Below are 22510 nucleotides of genomic sequence, written 5' to 3' on the forward strand. Positions count from 1 at the left end.
TGATAATTGACAATTGATTAACATGAATAATAACGAAGTATATGCTGCAATTGCCCTGGCCCTGCACGAGCATATGGGAAACAACGTTCACGACGTTGAAACAGGCATTATAACAATTAACGCACGCCCAACCCAGTGGAACGGCTATGCGCAAACATTCACTCAACATCCCTAAAAATGAAAGAATACAAGTATACCATTAATGGAAACAAGTACGAGGTTGTGGTAGGCGATATTACTGATAACATCGCTACCCTGACCGTTAACGGCGAACAGTATACCGTTGAAATGGAGAAGCAGGCTGAACCTGAGAAGAAGAAGCCAGTAGTTAAGGCTGCCGCAACAGCTGCTGCCGACGACGCTCCTGCAGCCAACAAGGGCGCTGTAAACAAGGCCAATGCCGTAAAGGCTCCTCTGCCAGGTGTTATTACCGACATTCTGGTTGCCGAGGGCGACGAGGTAAAGGCTGGCGATACAGTAGTAGTTCTCGAGGCTATGAAGATGGCCAACAACCTGGCTGCCGAGAAGGATGGTAAGGTTACTGCTATTTGCGTAAAAGTTGGTGAGAGTGTAATGGAGGACGATGCTCTGATAGTTATCGAGTAAGATTACACCTTATTAATAATAAAGAGAAATCCCTGCCAATGTAGTTTGGCAGGGATTACTTTTTTCTTCTGTATCGATGTTATCGTTTTACCACGTGCATCTTATATTTATCGGTATATTCTATGCGCATCACGCGTGTAAAGCCATCGGCAAAGGGCCGTATGGCCAGCGCCACATGGCCCATGGTGCGACGCAGATTTATCTCAACACATGGGTGCAACAGGAACCCATCCTTATCGGCTGTAGATACCAGCATCATATCCACGCCGAACGGTCCGCGATACTTATCCTTGAGTTTCTCGCCCATATACTGGCATATCTTTTCTCTAACATCTGCCAGCAAACCCGCTGGTATATAGTTACTTATCAACTCCTGCTTATTTTCTTCGGTAGCAATCAGGTTGCCCGTATAGGCGCCGTTCTTAGTATGAAACAGCGATAATCCCAGATACGTAACCTGGCCGTTACCATCGCTCATAAACTCCATACCAAAATCTTTCACCTTATTATAATAAGGCTCAACCACCACGCATCCCTGACTCTTGACAATGTTCTTAATCCAGCGTTCCTGATACTCGTCGAAAGCCACAGTTAAGAAACGCACCCCTCGCCCACTACTGCTCCAGGGGGCCTTTACCACCACCTTACCGTAACGTTTCAACTCATCACGAATCTCAAAGATGGTATCAGCACAACATGAATCGCCAATAGTCCCAGGCAGCTGCAACTGGCGCAGCAAATCTATCGCATGCTTACGATGCGACAAGTCGCGAACCACCTCAATCTGCTGCTCGGTAGGTACGGCATCCACGCCCTTACGCTTCAAGAAAGCGCGCAAGGCCAGATCCCAGCCCCAAGGCTCCACATCTGTAATATCCTCGTTAGCCAACTGCGATGCATTAATAAACTTTTTGGGTGTTCCACCCACTTTTGCCCTTAATCGGCCATAAGCCCTCACGGCTGTTTCCACATCATCCACCAGAATCAGATCGTCGTCGCCAGCCCAAAGTGCGGGCAGGTATCCCAAGTCATGTCGCAACTGTCGCCCGGCATGTGGCGCAGTAAAATTTGAGAGGTTTGCTGCCAAAGCAAGGTCGTGTTCTGGATTAAATACGTATAATTTTGCCATTTTCATCAATTTTGGCGCAAAATTACTATTTTTTTTTGAGATTTTGCTAATTAGACTTTGCATTTTAATATAAAATGTGTATCTTTGCACCACTTTTAAAAGTACAAAGAAACAAATCAAGCAGGAATGGAAGCTTTTTTCAGGACGCACAGATATCTCGTAGAGCATGCAAATGCACCGGTTCGTCGCATTCTTATGGATGAGATAAACTGGAACGACCGCATGATTGGAATTAAAGGCACACGAGGTGTCGGCAAAACCACTTTTCTACTTCAGTACGCTAAGGAGAATTTTGATTTACTCGACAAGCAATGTCTGTATATCAACATGAACAACTTCTACTTTCAGGGTCAGGGCATTGCCAGCTTTGCCGGTAAGTTCTACAAGCAGGGCGGTCGCGTACTTCTGATCGACCAGGTGTTTAAGCAGCCCGACTGGAGTAGCGAGCTCCGTAAGTGCTACGACCTGTACCCCAACCTGAAGATTGTGTTCACCGGTTCGAGCGTGATGCGCCTGAAGGACGAGAACCCCGAACTTAACGGTATCGTAAAGAGCTACAACCTGCGCGGTTTCTCGTTCCGCGAGTTCATCAATCTGATGACGGGCAACAACTTCAAGCCCTACACACTCGAGGAGATTCTGCAGGATCACGAGCATATCATCAAGCAGATTCTGCCCAAGGCTTCGCCCAACAAGTATTTCCAGGATTACATCCACCACGGCTTCTACCCCTTCTTCCAGGAGCATCGCAACTACAGCGAGAACCTGCTGAAGACCATGAACATGATGACCGAGGTAGATATTCTGCTGGTTAAGCAGATTGAGCTGAAGTACCTTACAAAGATTAAGAAACTTTTCTACCAGATTGCCGAAGAGGGTGCCTCGAAGGCTCCCAACGTAAGTAAGCTGGCACAGGATATAGAAACCAGCCGCGCCACGGTGATGAACTACATCAAGTATCTTACCGATGCCCGACTGCTGAACCTGATTTACCCCGTTGGTCAGGAGTTCCCCAAGAAACCTACCAAGATTATGCTGCACAACTCAAACCTGATGTACGCCATCTATCCTATCCAGGTAGATAAGCAGGAGGCTATGGAGACCTTCTTCGTTAACTCGCTGTGGAAGGATCACAAGGTTAACAGCTGCAGCACACGCGATGCCAACTACGTGGTAGATGAGAAGCTTAAGTTCCGCGTGATAGATGCCAAGGCCACCGGCAAGCAGCGCACGTCGCCCGACATCATCTATGCGCGTTACAATACCGAGATTGGAAAGGACAACCAGATACCCCTGTGGCTACTGGGATTCCTATATTAATAATGTACGAGTCTATTAAGTAAAAGTTACACATATAGTTATTCATTTTTTTATAGTTATCAAAGACAATGGCTAAAGAAAAGAAGTTTATCACCTGTGATGGTAACGAGGCTGCAGCTCATGTGAGCTATATGTTCTCGGAGGTAGCTGCTATCTACCCCATCACCCCGTCTTCGCCAATGGCGGAGCATGTTGACGAGTGGGCTGCACGTGGTCGTAAGAACCTGTGGGGCCAGAACGTCTCAGTTCAGGAAATGCAGTCAGAGGCTGGTGCTGCCGGTGCCGTTCACGGTTCGCTGCAGGCTGGTGCTCTCACCACTACATTCACCGCATCTCAGGGCTTGCTCCTGATGATCCCTAACATGTACAAGATTGCTGGTGAGTTGATTCCTTGCGTATTCGACGTATCTGCCCGTACGCTGGCTTCACACTCTCTGTGTATCTTTGGCGACCACCAGGACGTAATGGCTTGCCGTCAGACCGGTTTTGCTATGTTCTGCTCAGGTTCAGTTCAGGAGGTTATGGACCTTACCGCTGTTCCTCACCTGGCTACCCTCGAGACTATGGTTCCATTCGTAAACTTCTTCGATGGTTTCCGTACCTCTCACGAGTATCACAAGATTGAGATGATGGACATGGAGGATATCCGTCCTCTGGTTAAGGAAGAGTACATCAAGCGTTTCCGCGATCGTGCTATGAGCCCTGAGCGCCCTGTAACACGCGGTACCGCCGAGAACCCCGAGACCTTCTTCACACACCGCGAGGCCAGCAATCCTTACTACGATGCAGTACCCGAGGTAGTAGAGAAGTACCTGGGCGAGATCTCTAAGATCACCGGCCGTGAGTACCACCTGTTCTCATACTACGGAGCCGAGGATGCCGATCGTATCATCATCCTGATGGGTTCGGCTACCGATGCAGCTCGCGAGGCTATCGACTACCTGAACGCAAACGGTCAGAAGGTTGGTATGATCTCAGTTCACCTGTATCGTCCATTCTCAGTTAAGCACCTGTTGGCTGCTGTTCCTAAGACAGTTAAGAAGATTGCCGTTCTGGATCGTACTAAGGAGCCAGGCGCTAACGGCGAGCCTCTGTACCTCGATGTTAAGGATGCCTTCTACGATGTTCAGGATCGTCCAGTTATCGTTGGCGGTCGCTACGGTCTTGGTAGCCGCGACACCACACCTGCTCAGATCATCAGCGTGTTCAACAACCTCGCTATGCCCGAGCCAAAGAACCACTTCACAGTTGGTATCGTAGACGATGTTACCTTCACCTCTCTGCCTGAGGTTGAGGAGATCGCCCTGGGTGGTGCTGGCATGTTCCAGGCTAAGTTCTACGGTCTGGGTGCCGATGGTACCGTAGGTGCTAACAAGAACTCAGTTAAGATTATTGGTGACAACACCGACAAGTACTGCCAGGCTTACTTCTCTTACGACTCTAAGAAGTCGGGAGGTTTCACCTGCTCTCACCTGCGTTTCGGTGATACACCTATCCGCTCTACCTACCTGGTAACTACACCTAACTTCGTAGCTTGCCACGTTCAGGCTTACCTGCACATGTACGATGTTACACGTGGTTTGCAGAAGAACGGTCAGTTCCTGCTGAACACTATCTTCGACGCCGACGAGCTCGAGAAGTTCATGCCTAACAAGGTAAAGCGTTACTTCGCACAGAACAACATTACTGTTTATACCATCAACGCTACTAAGATTGCTCAGGAGATTGGTCTGGGTAACCGTACCAACACTATCCTGCAGAGTGCCTTCTTCCGTATTACTGGCGTAATCCCCGTAGAGCTGGCTGTTGAGAAGATGAAGGCTGCTGCCTTGAAGTCTTACGGAGCTAAGGGTCAGGATGTTGTTGATAAGAACTATGCCGCTATCGATCGTGGTGGTGAGTATGTTCAGCTTACTGTTAAGCCTGAGTGGGCTAACCTGCCAGATGATGAGGTTAAGGCCGACGACGCTCCTGCATTCGTTAAGGAGCTGGTTCGTCCTATCAACGCACAGGCCGGTGACTTGCTGAAGGTTTCTGACTTCGTTAAGCACAACACCGTCGACGGTTCTTGGGAAGTTGGTACAGCCGCTTACGAGAAGCGTGGTGTTGAGGCCTTCGTTCCTGTTTGGAACAAGGACAACTGTATCCAGTGTAACCAGTGTGCTTACATCTGTCCTCACGCTGCTATCCGTCCATTCGTTCTCGACGACGAGGAGCTGAAGGGCTTCGCAGCTGCTGCTGATACTCTCGAGATGAAGGCTCCTGCCGCTATGAAGGGCATGCACTTCCGCATCGAGACTTCAGTACTCGACTGTCTGGGTTGCGGTAACTGTGCTGATATCTGCCCAGGCAATCCTAAGACTGGTAAGGCTCTTACCATGGCTCCATTCAATCCTGATGCTGCCGATATGGTTCAGGAGGCTAAGAACTGGGAGTACCTGGTTAAGAACGTTAAGAGCAAGCAGAATCTGGTTGACATCAAGAGCAATGTTAAGAACTCACAGTTCGCTCAGCCTCTGTTCGAGTTCTCTGGCGCATGCTCTGGTTGCGGTGAGACTCCATACGTTAAGCTGATTTCTCAGCTGTTCGGTGATCGTCAGATGATTGCCAACGCTACTGGATGTTCTTCAATCTACTCTGCTTCTATTCCTTCTACACCTTACACCAAGAACGAGAAGGGTCAGGGTCCTGTATTCAACAACTCTCTGTTCGAGGACTTCTGCGAGTTCGGTCTGGGTATGGCTCTTGGTAACAAGAAGATGAAGGAGCGCGTTGCTAAGCTGCTGCAGGAGATGATCGACGGCAACGCCAGCGACGAGTACAAGGCACTTGCTCAGGAGTGGATTGCTAATCAGGACGACGCCGAGAAGACTAAGGAGATTGCTCCAAAGCTTCGTGCTTGCATCGCCGAGAGCGCTGCTAAGGGCTGCCCAGTTTGCAAGGAACTCCAGACTCTGGATCACTACCTGGTTAAGCGTTCACAGTGGATCATCGGTGGTGACGGTGCCTCTTACGACATCGGTTACGGCGGTCTCGACCACGTGATTGCTTCTGGCGAGGATGTTAACATCCTGGTACTCGATACCGAGGTTTACTCTAACACCGGTGGTCAGGCTTCTAAGGCTACTCCTCTTGGTGCTATCGCACAGTTCGCTGCTCAGGGTAAGCGCATCCGCAAGAAGGATCTGGGTATGATTGCTACCACTTATGGTTATGTATATGTAGCTCAGATTGCTATGGGCGCCGACCACGCACAGACCCTCAAGGCTATCCGCGAGGCTGAGGCTTGGCACGGTCCTTCAATCATCATCGCCTACGCTCCATGTATCAACCACGGCTTGAAGGCCAAGGGCGGTATGGGTAAGAGCCAGGCTGAGGAGAAGAAGGCTGTTGAGTGCGGTTACTGGCACCTGTGGCGTTTCAACCCAGCTCTGGCTGAGGAAGGCAAGAACCCATTCTCTCTCGACTCTAAGGAGCCTAACTGGGAGAACTTCCACGACTTCCTGCTTGGCGAGGTTCGCTACCTGAGTGTTAAGAAGGCTTATCCTAACGAGGCCGAGGAGCTCTTCGCTGAGGCTCAGCGCATGGCTCAGCTCCGTTACAAGTCTTACATCCGTAAGAGCCAGGAGAATTGGGAGGACTAATTTTTCCTGAATAGTATATTAAGAGAGGTGGGGCTCAAAGAGTTCCACCTCTTTTCACAAAAACACTAAATGACAATGAAAGCAAAGCAACTAACTATCTTACTAATGTGGCTCACTACGGCATTCGGCGCGAGTGCAGCTACAACCGACGAGCAAACACTCATCAACGAGTGGAAGGACTCAGTACGTACCGTGTTTGCCGATGCCTACCGCAATAAGGTGCTGGTAAACGACAGCCTCACCATGAAACTGCATTGGAGCATCTATGGCCCCAAGCCAGCCGATGGCTACGCCCTGTACATCTCGCTTCATGGCGGTGGCGGTGCCCCTGCCGAACTGAACGATCAGCAATGGGAGAACCAGAAGCGACTGTATCGCCCACAGGGTGCCGTTTATCTCAGTCCGCGAGCCATCACCAACACATGGGACCTTCATTTCCGTCCCGAGGACGACACCTTCTACCGTCAGATTATCATGATGATGCAGGCCTACTGCGATGTAAATCCCAACAAGGTTTACATCATGGGTTACTCGGCCGGTGGCGATGGCGTGTGGCGCCTTGGTCCCCGCATGGCCGACCATTGGGCTGCCGCCTCGATGATGGCTGGTCACCCAGGCGATGTGTCGCTCCTGAATCTGCGTAACACTCCATTCATGATCTGGTGCGGACAGCTTGATGATGCCTACGATCGTGTGTACCGTTGCCAGGATCGTATCGTAGAGATGGACTCGCTGCACGCAGCCGATCCCGAGGGCTACATCCACGAAGGACATATCGTAGAGGGCAAAGGCCATTGGATGGATCGTGTTGATACCGTGGCTGTTACATGGATGGCCCAGTACCAGCGTAACCCCTACCCCAAGCGCGTGGTTTGGCACCAGGCCGATGTGGTTACCCCTTACTTCTACTGGCTCACAGCCCCCGCCAATGAGTTGGCTCGCGACAAAGAGGTACGTGCCCAGATTGATGGCAACACCATTACCATCACCCGTTGCGATTACTCGCAGCTCACACTCTCGCTATGCGACAAAATGGTAGATCTTAAAAAGCCCGTTACCGTTATGTACCAGGGCCGCAAGCTGTTCAAGGGCAAGGTAAAAGCCCAGCCCGGCATGCTGCGCCGCACCCTTTACCAGCGTAACGATCCGGCTTACATGTTCCCCGCGCAAATTACGGTAAACATCAAGTAAACAGGTTATAAGGCCATCGTTTTCCAGATGGCAATACTCTGGTTTACCATTCTGATAAACTCTCGAGCGGCTGCCTTTTGGTAGCCGTTTCTTAGTGTATGGATACACCCCTCCATACCGTTACCCTCGGCTATGATGGGGATAGCGGTCAGTCCGTCCTCGTCGATAACGGTCGATTCCGACAGCACGGTCACATACTTGGTTTGGTGTACAAACTTGAAAATCAGACTCACATTGTTTATCTCGGCTCTCAGGTTATATTCCAGTCCGCTTTGTGCCGTCATACGGTCGAAAGCCTTGCGGGCTTGCAACTCCTTAGTGGGCAGCACCAACGGATAGCGCTGCAGGTCCTCCAGCGTCATACTCTTTTCGCCAGCCAGCGGGTGCTCGTCGTTCACCACGGCAGCCACACGGTTGTTAAACAGCACGCGGCTCTCTATGCGCGGGTCGGCCTCGTTAGGCTTAAAGGCAAACACCAGGTCAAGCTCGTGGCGCAGCAGGCGCTCAATCAAATCCTCCATCGACGAGTAGCATACCGAAAGCTTTACCTTGGGGTGCTCTCGCATAAAGTCGGTCATCGTTTCGGCCATGATACTGCTGAACGAGAAGGTTACGCCGATATTCAGTTCGCCCGTAAGCAACTGCTTCAGCTCCTGCAGGCGCAACACACAGTTATCTACCATGTGTACGCTCTCACGGGCCATCGGCATCAGTATCTCGCCAGCCTCGGTCAGCATCACCTCATGACTGTTACGCACAAACAGCTGCTGGTTAAGCTCCTGCTCCAAGTGCAGAATCTGCTGCGACAGCGTACTCTGGGTGATAAACAGCTCGCGGGCTGCCTGCGAGAAATTAAGCGTTTCGGCCACACGTAGAAAGTATCTAAGTTGTCTGATTTCCATGATATATACCTTATTAAATTAAAATTGCGCGTGCAAAATTACAAAAAATATGCATTTGCCAATACGTTTGGCTATCGTTTTTATCGATAGCAGCATTCGTCTTGACATAAATCGCCACGTTCGGCACAAGTCATAGCCAATTGCGTGCCAGGTACCCAAAAAGCCGTACCTTTGCACCCGGAAAAAGAAATATAACTGTTTTAATATAATTAATTAGGTATTATGTCTTCAAGTTGGTTTATTGTTTTAGGAGAAATGTCTGTGTTATTCATCTGCCTCTACTGGTACCTGCAGCACAACCACGAGCGCAAGTTTGCCGTAGTTATCGAGCACGACAGCATCGAGGGACTGACGCTGGGCAAGGTAGAAGAGCTGATAAGTCGCCGGTTTGTGGTACGAGAGATTCGATTGGCTGACTCATCGAATTGCATCGTACACCCCGACGACGACACGGTGCTACACCACGGCGACCATCTGCTGATACAGGCCCGTCCACACGAGATCGAGCCCATTATCGCTTTTCTTGGACAACGCGAAAACACCACGAAATGAAGAATATAGATGATTTGCAAAAGAGGCTGGATCTGTTACTCCGAACTGGATGTTTATTAATGGAGAGTGCCGCAGATACCAGCCGTACCATGAGAACCATGAAGCGAGTGGCAGCTTATTTAGGGCTGCCACTCAGCAGGTTACACATCTACATTGTATATAACATGCTGATGGTAAACCTGAGTGATGGCGAGCGCTCGTTCACCAAGTTCCAACGTGTTGAGCGGCATGGAGTTAATCTCGACACCCTGCGCCAGGTAAGTCACCTGTCGTGCGAGGCCCTGCGCCTGCATTATCAGCTGGATCGCTACCAGCAGGAGCTCGATTACATCGCCCGTCAGAAACGCAACTACTCGCCCTGGCAGGTAGCCGTTGGTGGCGGACTGGCCTGCGGTGGTTTCTGCATCCAGTTCGGTTGCGACTGGACCGCCTTTTTCTATGCTGCCCTGGCTGCTATCTTTGGTTTGCGCCTGCGCATGTTTCTGAACGAGAAAGGTAGTAATGCCTATGTCAACATCGGTATCGCCGCCTTTGTGTCCACACTCTTGGCCTGGATGTGCAGCTTGCTGTCGGTTTACGCCCAAGCCAGTAGCTGGTTGCCGTCGGTACTCGTATCCTCTACCCCCTGGCACCCGTTGTTAGCCTGTGCCCTGTTTATCGTGCCGGGCGTACCACTCATTAATTTCGTAAGCGACATGCTCTCGGGCTTCACCCAGGTGGGCATGACGCGAGCTGTCAATACGCTGATGATGCTGCTGGCCATGGCCTTCGGTATCGCCTTTGCCATCCAGGTTTGCGGCATCGATAACTTTGCCAAGGATCTGCCCATGACGCCCCATCACAATTACCACGAATATATGTTGGCCGCCGCCATTTCGGCCATCGGATTCTCGATGATTTTCAACACGCCGCGTCAACTCATGTGGGTAGTGGCCTTAGGTGGTATCATCAGCGTTTGCACCCGCAATTTCGTTAACCTCGGCCCCTCCAGCGGCAACATCGGGTTAGACCAAGGCCTGGTAGTAGGTTCGTTTGCAGGTTCGGCCGTAGTCAGCATCATCTGTTGTGCGCTCGTTCGCCAGCTGCACACCCCACATCAGCTGCTCAGCATCCCCAGCGTCATCCCCATGATTCCTGGTGTGCTCATGTATCGTGCCCTGTTTGCATTCATCAACATGCACGGCATCGAGGGCGAAGTAACAGTAGCTATGAACAATGCCATCCAGGCATCGCTCACCATCCTGTTCATCGCCCTCGGTGTAGCCATCCCCAACATCTTCTTCCGAAGGATGATTGCGGCGCGATAAAAAAAAGTAGGGTTACTTATAGTACCCTACTCTTACATCATGCCTTGGTGTGGCGATGGGATTCCATGAGATGTGCAGCCAGCCGTTACCTGTTAATAGCTGATCTGTTTGGTCGTGTGCCTTTAGGAATTCGATTAGCCGCTGGAACTGCCGTGCGTCCTTAGGACGGATATCCGCAGCCTGACCTACGAGGTGCTGCGAGTTACTCACGCCACCAACCAAAGCGTTCACCCGACTACAGCGGAACCCGGAGTTGATGATGATAGGCCCAACCACCTGCCTGGCAGGCTCCAGTAGCATGTGGCAGCCATAAGTTAAGTTAACCACCGCCTGCATCGTAGGGATGTTATCCGCATACTTCTGCAGATTAATAAACTCGCCCAGCATAAAATGGGCCGATAATCGAACGTCATTTAGATTTTCTTTCATTGTAATACTTCGTTAATGATTAATACATCACGAAGATACACAATCCACTCAGAGCAAGTTGCCGTTCCCTGCCCTTTTATCTCGATAGCATTACATAATGGAGTATTATTTCGTCCTTATCTGCCGCAAATTCAATAATATCAACCATTTTCTTGCAAAAATACAACCTAAAAGTTGTATTATTCTAAATATATTCTTATCTTTGCGCCAAAAAGGAGGTAAAGAATGAAAGATGTAATTGCACGACTGAAGGAACATCAGTCAACAACACCTTCAAAATGGAGGGAACGTGCAGAGTGGAGGCAACAGAACAAGTCATGGTTGCGTCACTCTCAGCGTATCGCCGTGAAGATGCTTGAGAAGATGGATGAACTAGGCTTAACCCAGAAACAGCTTGCCGAACAGATGGGATGTAGCCAGCAGTACGTTTCAAAGGTTCTGAAAGGCCAAGAGAATCTTTCTCTCGAAACTATGTCTAAGATAGAGGATTGCTTGAAGATCTCTATTCTCCAAGAAGAACTGGAGATGGCATAACACTCAAATAACAAGTGGCACACCCAATCGGATGCGCCGCTTTTTCGAATATTATTTGTATTTTTGCTGCGTAATCAATAATAGTGAATCATGAGCAATATCGACTCCATCTACAAAACACCTTTCTTCGAGATAACCTATATCTTGAACGACTTTGCCCGTTTAGACGACCTCAAACGCCCGTGGCCTTATATTACGAGTAAAATAAAGGGGAATCGTCCACCACTTTTACCACACGAGGCTTGTCTGCTAAAAGCAAAGACAATTTTGATGGGGATTATTTCGTCAATGTCATATATGCGACTCGCCATATTACAAATTAAGAGGCGTTATAATAATAAATACTACTTTGCAAATGGGTATACTGCATATGATTTCTACAGATACCACTACTCTTCATTCTGTCACGCTATAACAACTATTCATGATTTATTCTTCAAGTTAGTAGTTGAGTTGTGCAACATCAATACCGGCAGCAAAAGAATGATTCAATGGGGAAATCTTCAAAAAGCTTTAAAAACAAATAATGAGATAGATATTATCAAGCTTCTGGAACGCTACTATTCAGCAATACAAGAACATGAGCAAAAACGGAACAAGGTTTCCCATGAGGGACTTTTAACTTCCAAAATGTTAGACAACTATCACCTTACTATCATTTGGTCGAGACATCACATTAAACCATTAACAGCGGATGATAGGCCTGAATACATAGAGGGGACAAAGGAGAATAAATATCTATTAGCAAAAACAAAGAAAGAATTTGTAGGCGAATTAAACAAATTACTGGAAACCACAGTAGATTCCACGCAAAAACTATTTGAATTGCTATTACCTAAGTTAATACAGAAGATAAGTCAAGAGTTCATAGAATCGCACAGAAAGGAGTTTGTTGAACTAGATAAAGAATGCCTGAATAGGTATATACTTTCCAAGTATAGAGAGTAATAATATCACAAAAGAAAAAGAACCGCCACTATTATAAAATAGTTTTGGCTCTCTTTAATGTTCACAACGGAATAATCCTTATTGTGAATACCTCAAAATTAGTGCTGCAAAGATACGTTTTTTCTTCGAATGAACAAAGAAAACGATGGAATATTTTTCAAAATCCTATCCCCAATCCATAATTTTATCAAAAATCGAGGTTGTTTTCATCTCATTATCTAGCTTTTTTATTATCTTTGCAAGACATAATTAAATTGCTGCTACCCCATGAAATTTATATTAGGATTAGACCCAGGAATAGCCAGTATCGGTTGGGCGCTGATATTAGAAGCCGAGAACGACAACGAGAAATCAAGGATTATTGATTCGAATGTCGTTAAGGTTGACTTTGACAATTTTGCGTATATGAACGCTAAAGGAAAAATATCAGAGGGGAAGCCCATAGATATGTTCAGGAAGGGACTCACCGTTTCGCCTAATCTGGTGAGACGACAGAAGCGTGGTGCTCATCGCAACCTTCAGCATTTCAAGTTAAGACGTGAAGCCCTAATAGCCTTGTTGCACGACAATGGTTTCATCAACAACGATACCCTGTTGTGTGAGGACGGCAAGGGAACCACGTACGAAACCCTTATGTTAAGAGCAAAGGCTGCAAGTGAGGAAATTTCGTTAACCGAACTGGCAAGGGTGCTGCTTATGATCAATAAAAAACGCGGTTACAAAAGCAGTCGTAAGGGCGAGACAGATACCGACATAGAGGATCTGGGCGCTTATATAGCAGCCATAACAGGTCGTAGCCAATCGCTGGTTGAGAACCACCTGACCGTTGGACAATACCTGATGAACCAACTAAATCTTCATCCTTTGAAAGGCATCAAGCGCCAGACATTCTATCGTAAGGACTACGAGGATGAGTTTGAGCAGATATGGAAGACGCAGATGGCATTCCACCCTGAACTGACTCGTAAACTGAAAAAGGAAATCAAGAACCGGATTATCTTCTACCAGCGCCCCATAGAAAGCAAAAAGCAGGAACTGAACTTTTGCGAACTGGAGAGCCATCAGATTGAGATTGAGAAAAACGGCAAGAAACAACTGGTAACAACAGGCAGCAGAGTGAGCCCTGTATCGTCGCCCTTATTCCAACAATTCAGAATGTGGCAGCGACTGAATGATGTTGTTCTCACCAACACCACCACACTTGAGCAATACTATCTGACACAGGAACAGAAGGAGATGCTGGCCACAGAATTATCTATCAGGAAGGAGCTAACCAAGACCGCTGCCATCAGACTACTTGTCGGCAAACAGACCAAGACCTATGACCTGAATTTCGACACCCTGATTGGCAACGAGACACAGGCGAGACTGGTAAATGCTTACCTGAAGATATTGGAATTGACGGGACACGACAAGTTGGACATCAAGAAGATGAGAGCACAAGATGTGCTTGATGCTATATGCAAAGTGTTCGAGGGCTTGGGTTATAAGACCGAAGCGCTGAATGCTGAAGTCATAATAGGTTCTGAAATCTACATGCAGCCTCATTATAAGTTGTGGCATCTGCTCTATTCTTTTCCTGGCGACAATTCCCGCTCTGGCAGCTCCAAGCTTGTGCAGCGCGTAAAAGAGTTCTTCGGCTTCGACAACGATGAATATGCCAAAGTCATTGCCGACATCAAATTCCCTGATGGCTATGGTCGTCTCAGCGCCAAAGCCATACAAAAGATTCTACCTTTTCTGAAAGAAGGCTATCAGTATAATGAGGCCTGCGAAAAGGCGGGCTACAATCATTCCAAGCGTTCCATCACCAAGGAAGAGAACGAAAGCCGCGTTTTGCAACAATACCTGCAACCCATTCCTCACAACAGCCTGCGTAATCCGCTGGTTGAAAGAGTGCTTAATCAGATGGTTTCGGTAGTAAACGGATTGATAGATGAATATGGCGAGGAATATGGTCAATTCAGCGAGATACGCATTGAGTTGGCACGCGACCTTAGCAAGAACGCAGAAAGTCGAAAGCGGATGACTCAGGACATTGAGAACAATAAGAACGAGCGAGCTAAGTGCCGACAGGAACTTATCGACCAGCTAAACGAACGAGGTTATCACGTAACCTATGTCAGCGAAAACGACATTCTGAAATACAGATTGTATAAGGAGTTGGCACCGTTCGGCTATAAGACACTATATTCTAAGACAAAGGTTGATTTGATTGACCTTATCATTCATCGCAAGTTCGACAAAGAACACATCATCCCGAAAGCAAAGAGTCCAAGCAACGCATTCTCTGCGCTGACCATAGAACTTTCGAGCATCAACGAAGAGAAGGGCGATATGACTGCTCTGGATTATGTGAAATGGAAATATGGTGAGGCTGAAGCCCAGCAATATATAGCCAGAGTCAACGACCTGTTCAAACTGAAATCTATCAGCAAGGCCAAGAAAGACAATTTGCTACGCACAGCTGCCGACATTCAGGACGAACCCCTAACAAGGGATTTGGGTCTGACACAATACATAAACCGCAAGGCCTATGAACTTTTGGGTACTATCACTCGTAAAGTAGTGCCCACTACGGGTAGCATCACCTGTCGCCTGCGCGACGACTGGCAATTGGTGGATGTCCTGCAGGAACTCGTCTGGGACAAATATGAAAAACTCGATTTGATTGATACCTATGAGGACAAAGACGGTAAGACTGTTCGCAAGATAAATGAGGATGCCTGGACGAAGCGTACCGACCATCGCAACCACGCGATGGATGCCATCACCGTGGCTTTCACCAAGCCCGCTTTCATATTCTATTTGAACTCGTTGAACTCACAGGGCGAAACTCGAAATCAACTCCTTAAGATGCGACATGATTATCTGCATCGCGACAAAAAGGGAAACTGGAGATTCAATGAGCCAATGCCATTAGGAGAGCTGCGTGCTGAGGTAAAAAATCAGTTGGAGAGAATCAACGTTTACCAAAAGCCTGCTACGAGTGCTGTAACACCCAACCTGAACATCTCGAAATCCAAGAAGAAAAAAGAAGGCAACCGCCAGGTGCAACTCACACCAAGAGGCAAACTACACGATGACAATCCCTTTGGCAGCATCAAGGAGAAAGGAGTTCAAGTGTTCACCAAACGAGTAGAGGTAAACGAGAGTTTGAATATAGATGACGTGGTTGACAAGGGTGTGCAGCGCATCCTTCAGGAAAGGCTCCGCGAGTATGGCAATAAGCCCAAAGAGGCTTTCGCCAATCTGGAGGAGAATCCGATCTGGTTTAATCGTGAGAAAGGCATCTGCATCAAACGTGTTATCGTAAGAACCAAATTAAAGGATGCCCGCGCTATCCACAAGAAACGTAATAACAAGGGCGAACTTCTGCTTGACAAGGATGGCAAGCCACAATCTACCGACTACGTTAGAACAAACAACAACCATCATGTTGCGATATACGAAGATGCGCAGCACGAACTGCATGAAGTTGTAGTGTCGTTCTTTGATGCTGTAGACAACGCTATACAGGGCAACCCAGTCATCAACAAGACATATAATGCAGACAAAGGCTGGCGATTCTTGTTTTCTTTGCAGATGAATGATTGCTTCGTATTTCCAGACGAGGTTTCCGGATTTAATCCTGCAGACATAGATCTGACCGCAAAAGAAAACTATGCTTTAATAAGTCCACATCTATTCAAGGTGCAAACTATTTCGGAAGGCGACTATCGCTTCAGGCATCAGTACGATGCGACAAAGGGGGAATATACAAAATTGAAAAATATGACGTGGAAAAGAATTAGGAATCCAAACGGACTAAAGGGTGCTGTAAAGGTTCGGATAACCAAGATAGGACACATAGAGTACGCAGAATAAAAGAAATCCCTCGATACCGAGGGATTTCTCTGTTATCATAAACATTTTTGTGTTTCTATTTGCAATCATAAACCCCTATGATTCTGTCGATTACGGCAGATTTGCTGTTTATGATATTGCTTTGTACTAATTTTGAAAGGTATTCACAACGCGGTACTGCTGGGTGAGGTGCATGCCAAAGCTGTTTATGATATTGCTTTGTACTAATTTTGAAAGGTATTCACAACGCAGCTCCTGCAGGGCCTTGAGCATGAAGGCTGTTTATGATATTGCTTTGTACTAATTTTGAAAGGTATTCACAACATCATGTTCTGCAGGCTGGTGTAGGCCCAGCTGTTTATGATATTGCTTTGTACTAACATGTCAAAGATCACCCTTTGCGCTGCAAATATACATTATTTTTGTGATATTATCCAAATTTCATCCAAAAAGTTTGTGATATTTGCAATTTTCGCCACATTATTATATTTATACTCGCCGGTGCATCCTGTCAAGCCTTTACTCATAAAACGTATCAATTTAAGCCGGAAAATATGGAAACTGTGCACCAAATGGAAAGTTATGCTAGAAAACAAGAAAATATGTAATCAAATCTCAAATTTGCAGACGATTCTTGCTTTTGTTTAACGTATTTTTGCTACCTTTGCCACTCAAATTCTAAAAAACTATAAGTAATGGACAAAAGAAATTCGCTTTACGCAATTTACAAATTCGATTTTCATAAATCGCCACAGCAATCAATACAAACCGCCGCTGATGGTATAGATGGTGCTAAATACGTTAAATTTGCTCAAACCTGCTTTGCAAGTCTGTTTGACAAAAACAGTATCGACAAACTTGCCAAAAAGAATAAAAAGGGCGAAATTATAACCATGCTACCAAATGATGTGTTAGCTAAGGCAGACGACATTTTTCTATGGCGCGTAAACAATAGCCAATTCAAAGATTGGTGGAAACGTACAGGAAAAGACCAAAATGGTTTTGATACGTATGAGAAAGATGAAATTGAGTCGAACCCATATTGCTACATTCTGATAGACAATCGTCCTGGCATAGGATTGATGGCTATTGAGAAATCACCAGCCTGGGGAAGCAAACCCGATTTGCTGCGTGATGTGATATTAGAAAACTTCAATCGTATGCTTGGCGACCTATTTGACCTTGAGATGCGCATCGAGGCCAGAATGAACCCAAAAGATATTTGGGACTTTGTAAATGAAAGATTGTTCGTACACGGCGACTATATTCGTAAGGTTTCGTTCTCGTTTCAGAATCCCAAGAAAATCAACAAGTCAAAGGGCATGGAGATAAATTCTGCACACCTGAAAGCGATGCTAAAAACGGTTGAGATTTCAGACGCCTTGAAAGGATTCTTCACAATGGAATTTGATAAGAACTCAAATGGCAAAATTTCACAGGCAAACAAAGACATGGCTGAAATGGTAAAACTCTGTAGCGAAAACGGTTATGATATCAGCATCACCTTTAAGGAATTCAAAACCTACCGCATAAACGACTACGTAAGGGCATATTACCCATTGACTTTCGAAGTTTTACATAACTTTAGTATTGGTACTCGCGACTTTGACAACATGACAGGACTTGAAACATGGTTTAACTTAATTAATGAACAAACTAAAAACTACCTAAATGAATCAGAGGTTCCAACCCGCAGAAATAAAGCTCGTAAGTGAGAAGTATGCCGAGAACGAGCTTTACAAGGCTATTTGTCAGATTGGTCGAAAACTGGAGGCCGAACTGACAGAATTTGGTTTGTGTCCAGAAGAGTGTATTGTTGAAACACTCGAGCTACTTAATATCATCGCCAACAAGGGTGACGCTATATCAACAGAAATTGAGGACATATGGCTACAAAAGCACAATGAGTACAAGCGTTTCGACCGTCATGTAAGCGAGAACGAAATACGAAAGGCTGTGGGCATAGTCTTTGGTTTTGCCATCTTGGCGCTTGGTACAAGCAGTCATAGTTTCTACAAATTCACACTTACCCAACAGCTTATGCAAAATATAGCCAACCATTCTTTTGAGGAGTGGCCCCTAATGCTCGACAAGATATTCTCCATCTCCCTACCCGACGGTTGGTATGACACCTTTATCAATGAGGAACCGGAAAAAGATAATGGCTGTAATCGGGAAGAATCTGGTACAAAAGTTACGAAGTTTACGGATTTTATAATAAACAATGCTGAGACTGACAAAGTGATAAGTATCATAAGAAAGAATATCACTCCCAGCAGACCGAAGCAAACAGCATTAGTAATTATTGGGGGCATCGAAGCAGGAAAAATCCAACAAGATGTATCGGCACCAAGTATTGAAAAAGAATTTGGTGTGAAAGGAAACTCCATAAAACCATACCTTACTAAATACAGAGGGTATAAAATTGGGCTGAACAATTACTTTTCCGAAGATGAACTAAAACCTTTCAAAGCGCTTTTTTGCGAGAAATAATCATTTAAAGGTTCCAAACTTTATAGCGATAAATAGCGATGAATATACGGCTATTTATCGCTATTCAATTATTTCGTTCCATTTCCACACACATCGTATCTTTGCAGCAGAAATTTCTAATCGGAGTTTCTGCTGCATTCTTTTTGATGTTAGTCGGCAGAAAAAAACTGGGCACGGCTCCGAGCGCGAGATGAAGTACAGCCTATCTATATCATCGCGTAAGTGCAAGAGGGCAATTTTAATTCATAATTAGAAAAATGAAAAAGAATTGCAACACGCATTTTAGCGTGAATTTGAAAACCTTGCTGCGCAAGGATCGCCTGGCAAAGGTGGGTAAGAATTATCTGGGTGTACTGCGTCGCGATGTGGAGAGCGATGAGTTTCGTTACGACGAACACTTTACGTTTGTTGAGACGATTCCATCAACTACCATTAAGCGTAATCCCAAAGTGTACGAGGGTAAGCGCATTACAATTACACGTAAGGATGATGGCACGTACCGCCCCAACTTTAAGCCCATGCATATCGGCGGCAGTCTTACCTTGTCGAGATATGTATACGAGGTGTACATCGAACTTTGCGAGGGATTGAGTGGCCTTATAGAGGAAGGCTAACCCAACAGCAAATGGCCCTGAGACGTGTGACAGTTCCAAATGTTCCAGTTTTATTTTGCGGAGCAAATAGCCCTTTTAATCAATTATAACTAATTGATATATAGATAGTTATATAAGTAAACAAGGGTAATTGGGACTACCAGAATAATAATTGGAACAACTGGAACTGGAACGCGAGGGTTATATCATTAGTAGTATTAATTCACCTAAAAAGCAGATTATCAATGAAATACGAGATTTCAAATAACACAGCGCCTGCGATGCCAAACCTTGGTAAAGGCACAGAAAGTATAAAACTCCTACTCTCGCAGGCATCAAAAGATATGCACGCGCCCCTGGTTCCGATGTTCTTCCCCGTACTTGGCGCACACATCAGCGGCACGGAATTTATGTACCCCGACAACAGTTGGAAGGAACCATGCGGCATGATGGCCAACCTGGTGGCCAATAGTGGCGATAACAAGGGGCAGTTTCCAAACCTTATTAATGCCATCTGTCGCGACTTTACCGAGCACGACCTGGTAGAGATGAACAAATTGGTAGAATGGGCAAAGCTACCCAAGGGCAAAGGCAACAACAAGGATAAAGTACGTCCCGAGGTGGCCATCTATTTCCCGCCAACCGACACCACCAACCCGGCATTCATACAGAACGCGATGGCACTCGAGGCACAGGGCGGTCGCACACAGTACTTTAATATGCCTGAGGTTGAGATGGCCGACCAGCTGTGTGGTAGTCATAAAAAACTGTCGCAGTTGCTGCGAAATGTTTACGATCGTGCCCGTGCAGGTGCCTTGCGTGCCACAGCCGATGGTGTAAGCGGCAACCCTATCCTGCGCGCCAACCTCACCTTTTCAAGCACCCCTGGCGCCACCCGTCGTTTTTATAAGTACGAGCTGTTTAACGGAACCTTCGGGCGCATGGTGTTCTCGTTCAAGCCCCGTGGTGAGCGTAGTGGTCGCATTCCCCGTCAGGGTAACTATCCCGATGAGTTTTACCAGAAGTTGGATGAGTACCTGGAGCGTCTTGGTAACAGCAAGGGCCGATACATTATCCGTCCACTCAACAAGCTTATCGATCGATTGGCTGAGGATATGGCCACGCTGGCCGATCTGACCGACGACGACGTGCTGTTCGAGATATCACACCGTAGCTTGGTATCGGCCTGGAAGGCTGGATGCGTGCTGTGGATACTGAACAACCAGACGTGGACAAAGGCGATGGCCGAACTGGTAGAATGGCTAGTGTATCACGACCTTTGGAGCAAGATGCAGCTATTTGCCACCATGCTAAGCAACGGCGAAGAGGGTGCGAACGACAGCCAACGCCGAGGCCCCAGAAATATGCTCGACGACCTGCCCACCCAGTTTAACAAGGCCCAGTTAGAGGCTCTACGCGAAAGTCAGAACAAGCCCATTGAGGGTGCCAGCAATCAGCTGCGCAAATGGGTGCATCGTAAGTTCATCGAGTACAGCGCCCAAACGGGGATTTATACCAAGACGGAGTTGTACCTGAAGGGGAAGAAAGATTAAACATTAAACATTAAAGATTAAACATTCTTGGCGATGCCAAGCGGCAAAGCCGAGCGAAAGATTAAACATTAAAATGGATAAGATACAACTGCAAAAGCTCCGCGACCTACCTATTGAGGGGGTCGCCGAGCGACTTGGACTTCGCGTAAAGCATCACAAAAGTCTTTGTCCGTTTCATGCCGATAGCCACCCCAGTCTGTCGTTCCGTGTAAAGACCAACACCTACCGCTGCTTTGTGTGTGGGGCTACGGGCGGCACCATCGATCTGGTGATGCGCTACCTGCACATGGAGTTTAAAGATGCATGCCGATGGTTGGCCGATCAGCACAATGTAATCATAGACGAGTGGCAACCAACCCAAAAGGACAATGCGCCACAGCCATTCGATGCCAGTCGCTACGAGCCATACTTTGAGCACCCGTGGCTGAACGAGGCTGCACGTAAGTTTCTGTTCTACGAGCGACTGATTGATCCCCGCGTGGTGTGGTGGTGCCGGTTAACCTCGTGGACCGACCGCAAGGGTGTACCCTGGTTGCAGACACCTTATTATAATAAAGAGGGGCAGCTGGTGGGTGTGCAGAACCGCAACTTGGTGAAAGGTGCCCTACCCCGTTTCCGCTTTCCACCAGGCGCCGAGTGCGGCATTTACAACCTGCCCGTACTCAACCTGCTGAAGCCAGGCGAACCGCTGTTTATTACCGAGGGTGCATCCGACTGCTGGGCCATGCTATCGGCTGGTCATAAAGCCATCGCCATCCCCTCGGCCACCCTGCTCACCAAAAAGGATGTAGAACAATTGTCAATTATCAATGATCAATTGTCAACTAGTTTCCACATGTATCCCGACCAAGATGAGCCAGGCGAACGATTGTTCCTACAGTTGCAGCAGGTGTTACCCAATCTGCAGCACCATCAGCTGCCCAAAGGGTGTAAGGACTTTAGTGAGTTTTTTACATTAAGGATTAAAGATTCTTGCGTCCCTTCGGTAGCAAGCGCCACCCTTCGGGATGTCGAGCGAAACATGAAACATTAAACATTAAACATTAAACATTAAACATTAAACATTATATGGAGACGTTTATCATTAGGGCTTATACCAAGAAGGAGCTGGCCTTGATGTACTTTCCCGATAGCATGCCACGCACAGCCGTTAACCACCTGATGGCGTGGATTAACCGCTGCACCCAGCTATTGGAACAACTGCAAGCCACCGGCTATCAGCCCACCTGCAAGGCATTTACCCCACGGCAGGTAAAAGCCATAGTAGAACACCTTGGCGAACCCTAAAAAAATAGGAAAAAAAGTTCGCCTATCGCACGGCATCGCCTGCCATCGCCTAAACGGTGGCGGCGAATGTTGTACCTTTGTAATGTCGAAACAAAGGAGAAAAATATCTCGCTAGTTAGAGAAAAAAATCTCCCTAGTTAGGCAACAAAAATTTAATGTTAAACCCTTTAAAACGT

At 47.0% G+C, this 22510-nt stretch carries 19 protein-coding genes; 16 read left to right on the top strand and 3 right to left on the bottom strand.

The window, feature by feature from the left end; genetic code table 11:
* The first annotated feature begins 22 nt into the window (after positions 1 to 22).
* Together BLR73_RS14295 and BLR73_RS02930 are read left to right on the top strand one after the other, a co-directional pair.
* Positions 23 to 175: a hypothetical protein gene (locus tag BLR73_RS14295; protein ID WP_170857798.1), complete on the top strand. Its 153-nt coding sequence runs from the start codon at positions 23 to 25 to the stop codon at positions 173 to 175.
* A 2-nt stretch (positions 176 to 177) separates the two neighbouring features.
* On the top strand, positions 178 to 606 hold the full coding sequence (locus BLR73_RS02930) for a biotin/lipoyl-containing protein (protein ID WP_028908504.1): 429 nt from the start codon (positions 178 to 180) through the stop codon (positions 604 to 606).
* A gap of 79 nt (positions 607 to 685) precedes the next feature.
* Here BLR73_RS02930 and BLR73_RS02935 read toward each other — a convergent pair whose 3' ends face one another.
* Positions 686 to 1735, bottom strand: a complete 1050-nt coding sequence (locus BLR73_RS02935) for an ATP-grasp domain-containing protein (protein WP_143010870.1) — start codon at positions 1733 to 1735, stop codon at positions 686 to 688.
* 126 nt (positions 1736 to 1861) lie between these two features.
* On the opposite strand from BLR73_RS02935, the gene BLR73_RS02940 reads away from it, so the two are divergent.
* From BLR73_RS02940 to BLR73_RS02950, 3 genes are all read left to right on the top strand, one after another.
* Positions 1862 to 3055, top strand: coding sequence for an ATP-binding protein (locus BLR73_RS02940; protein ID WP_013063784.1), 1194 nt, complete (start codon positions 1862 to 1864; stop codon positions 3053 to 3055).
* 68 nt (positions 3056 to 3123) lie between these two features.
* Positions 3124 to 6699, top strand: a complete 3576-nt coding sequence (gene nifJ, locus BLR73_RS02945; protein WP_028908501.1) for a pyruvate:ferredoxin (flavodoxin) oxidoreductase — start codon at positions 3124 to 3126, stop codon at positions 6697 to 6699.
* 75 nt (positions 6700 to 6774) lie between these two features.
* Complete coding sequence (locus BLR73_RS02950; RefSeq protein ID WP_233456427.1) at positions 6775 to 7890, top strand: alpha/beta hydrolase family protein; 1116 nt, start codon at positions 6775 to 6777, stop codon at positions 7888 to 7890.
* Between the two features lie 5 nt (positions 7891 to 7895).
* Here BLR73_RS02950 and BLR73_RS02955 read toward each other — a convergent pair whose 3' ends face one another.
* Entirely contained in the window at positions 7896 to 8792 is an 897-nt protein-coding gene (locus tag BLR73_RS02955; protein ID WP_091858782.1) for a LysR substrate-binding domain-containing protein, read from the bottom strand.
* 255 nt (positions 8793 to 9047) lie between these two features.
* On the opposite strand from BLR73_RS02955, the gene BLR73_RS02960 reads away from it, so the two are divergent.
* Together BLR73_RS02960 and BLR73_RS02965 are read left to right on the top strand one after the other, a co-directional pair.
* Positions 9048 to 9344: a hypothetical protein gene (locus BLR73_RS02960; RefSeq protein WP_091858784.1), complete on the top strand. Its 297-nt coding sequence runs from the start codon at positions 9048 to 9050 to the stop codon at positions 9342 to 9344.
* Positions 9341 to 10651: a threonine/serine exporter family protein gene (locus BLR73_RS02965; RefSeq protein WP_091858788.1), complete on the top strand. Its 1311-nt coding sequence runs from the start codon at positions 9341 to 9343 to the stop codon at positions 10649 to 10651. The genes BLR73_RS02960 and BLR73_RS02965 overlap by 4 nt, the downstream gene beginning before the upstream one ends.
* 12 nt (positions 10652 to 10663) lie before the next feature.
* On the opposite strand, the gene BLR73_RS02970 is transcribed toward BLR73_RS02965, so the two are convergent.
* Positions 10664 to 11038 (bottom strand): D-Ala-D-Ala carboxypeptidase family metallohydrolase, encoded by a 375-nt coding sequence (locus tag BLR73_RS02970; protein WP_176763596.1) that lies wholly within the window; start codon positions 11036 to 11038, stop codon positions 10664 to 10666.
* 267 nt (positions 11039 to 11305) lie between these two features.
* Here BLR73_RS02970 and BLR73_RS02975 point away from each other — a divergent pair, with 267 nt between their 5' ends.
* The 9 genes from BLR73_RS02975 (at position 11306) to BLR73_RS03020 (ending at position 22334) form a co-directional block, all read left to right on the top strand.
* A complete protein-coding gene (locus BLR73_RS02975) occupies positions 11306 to 11614 on the top strand; it encodes a helix-turn-helix domain-containing protein (protein WP_091858794.1) in 309 nt (102 codons plus the stop codon).
* 90 nt (positions 11615 to 11704) lie between these two features.
* Positions 11705 to 12562: a hypothetical protein gene (locus BLR73_RS02980; protein WP_091858796.1), complete on the top strand. Its 858-nt coding sequence runs from the start codon at positions 11705 to 11707 to the stop codon at positions 12560 to 12562.
* 267 nt (positions 12563 to 12829) lie between these two features.
* Complete coding sequence (gene cas9 / locus BLR73_RS02985; protein ID WP_091858799.1) at positions 12830 to 16429, top strand: type II CRISPR RNA-guided endonuclease Cas9; 3600 nt, start codon at positions 12830 to 12832, stop codon at positions 16427 to 16429.
* Positions 16430 to 17103: 674 nt separating this feature from the next.
* Entirely contained in the window at positions 17104 to 18123 is a 1020-nt protein-coding gene (locus tag BLR73_RS02995) for a hypothetical protein (protein ID WP_091858805.1), read from the top strand.
* Complete coding sequence (locus BLR73_RS03000; RefSeq protein ID WP_091858808.1) at positions 18080 to 18901, top strand: hypothetical protein; 822 nt, start codon at positions 18080 to 18082, stop codon at positions 18899 to 18901. The genes BLR73_RS02995 and BLR73_RS03000 overlap by 44 nt, the downstream gene beginning before the upstream one ends.
* Before the next feature lie 257 nt (positions 18902 to 19158).
* Positions 19159 to 19515 carry a hypothetical protein gene (locus tag BLR73_RS03005; protein ID WP_091858811.1) on the top strand — a complete coding sequence of 119 codons (357 nt, stop codon included), beginning with the start codon at positions 19159 to 19161 and terminating at the stop codon, positions 19513 to 19515.
* 224 nt (positions 19516 to 19739) lie between these two features.
* Positions 19740 to 21047 carry a hypothetical protein gene (locus BLR73_RS03010; RefSeq protein WP_143010871.1) on the top strand — a complete coding sequence of 436 codons (1308 nt, stop codon included), beginning with the start codon at positions 19740 to 19742 and terminating at the stop codon, positions 21045 to 21047.
* A gap of 73 nt (positions 21048 to 21120) precedes the next feature.
* Entirely contained in the window at positions 21121 to 22080 is a 960-nt protein-coding gene (locus tag BLR73_RS03015; protein WP_091858816.1) for a CHC2 zinc finger domain-containing protein, read from the top strand.
* Between the two features lie 35 nt (positions 22081 to 22115).
* Positions 22116 to 22334, top strand: coding sequence for a DUF4248 domain-containing protein (locus BLR73_RS03020; protein ID WP_091858818.1), 219 nt, complete (start codon positions 22116 to 22118; stop codon positions 22332 to 22334).
* The last annotated feature ends 176 nt before the right edge of the window (positions 22335 to 22510 follow it).

The sequence above is a fragment of the Prevotella sp. khp1 genome, assembly GCF_900102205.1.
In the GTDB taxonomy this organism is placed as follows: Bacteria; Bacteroidota; Bacteroidia; order Bacteroidales; family Bacteroidaceae; genus Prevotella; species Prevotella ruminicola.

Excerpts from the sequence above, each read along its gene's own strand:
- nifJ (WP_028908501.1), top strand. The coding sequence starts at position 3,124 with ATGGCTAAAGAAAAGAAGTTTATCACCTGTGATGGTAACGAGGCTGCA.
- BLR73_RS02960 (WP_091858784.1), top strand. The coding sequence starts at position 9,048 with ATGTCTGTGTTATTCATCTGCCTCTACTGGTACCTGCAGCACAACCAC.
- BLR73_RS14295 (WP_170857798.1), top strand. The coding sequence starts at position 23 with ATGAATAATAACGAAGTATATGCTGCAATTGCCCTGGCCCTGCACGAG.
- BLR73_RS02975 (WP_091858794.1), top strand. The coding sequence starts at position 11,306 with ATGAAAGATGTAATTGCACGACTGAAGGAACATCAGTCAACAACACCT.
- BLR73_RS02955 (WP_091858782.1), bottom strand. The coding sequence starts at position 8,792 with ATGGAAATCAGACAACTTAGATACTTTCTACGTGTGGCCGAAACGCTT.
- BLR73_RS03005 (WP_091858811.1), top strand. The coding sequence starts at position 19,159 with ATGAAAAAGAATTGCAACACGCATTTTAGCGTGAATTTGAAAACCTTG.
- BLR73_RS02995 (WP_091858805.1), top strand. The coding sequence starts at position 17,104 with ATGGACAAAAGAAATTCGCTTTACGCAATTTACAAATTCGATTTTCAT.
- BLR73_RS02930 (WP_028908504.1), top strand. The coding sequence starts at position 178 with ATGAAAGAATACAAGTATACCATTAATGGAAACAAGTACGAGGTTGTG.
- BLR73_RS03020 (WP_091858818.1), top strand. The coding sequence starts at position 22,116 with ATGGAGACGTTTATCATTAGGGCTTATACCAAGAAGGAGCTGGCCTTG.
- BLR73_RS02935 (WP_143010870.1), bottom strand. The coding sequence starts at position 1,735 with ATGGCAAAATTATACGTATTTAATCCAGAACACGACCTTGCTTTGGCA.
- BLR73_RS02950 (WP_233456427.1), top strand. The coding sequence starts at position 6,775 with ATGAAAGCAAAGCAACTAACTATCTTACTAATGTGGCTCACTACGGCA.
- BLR73_RS03000 (WP_091858808.1), top strand. The coding sequence starts at position 18,080 with ATGAATCAGAGGTTCCAACCCGCAGAAATAAAGCTCGTAAGTGAGAAG.
- BLR73_RS03010 (WP_143010871.1), top strand. The coding sequence starts at position 19,740 with ATGAAATACGAGATTTCAAATAACACAGCGCCTGCGATGCCAAACCTT.
- BLR73_RS03015 (WP_091858816.1), top strand. The coding sequence starts at position 21,121 with ATGGATAAGATACAACTGCAAAAGCTCCGCGACCTACCTATTGAGGGG.
- cas9 (WP_091858799.1), top strand. The coding sequence starts at position 12,830 with ATGAAATTTATATTAGGATTAGACCCAGGAATAGCCAGTATCGGTTGG.
- BLR73_RS02940 (WP_013063784.1), top strand. The coding sequence starts at position 1,862 with ATGGAAGCTTTTTTCAGGACGCACAGATATCTCGTAGAGCATGCAAAT.
- BLR73_RS02965 (WP_091858788.1), top strand. The coding sequence starts at position 9,341 with ATGAAGAATATAGATGATTTGCAAAAGAGGCTGGATCTGTTACTCCGA.
- BLR73_RS02980 (WP_091858796.1), top strand. The coding sequence starts at position 11,705 with ATGAGCAATATCGACTCCATCTACAAAACACCTTTCTTCGAGATAACC.
- BLR73_RS02970 (WP_176763596.1), bottom strand. The coding sequence starts at position 11,038 with ATGCTGGGCGAGTTTATTAATCTGCAGAAGTATGCGGATAACATCCCT.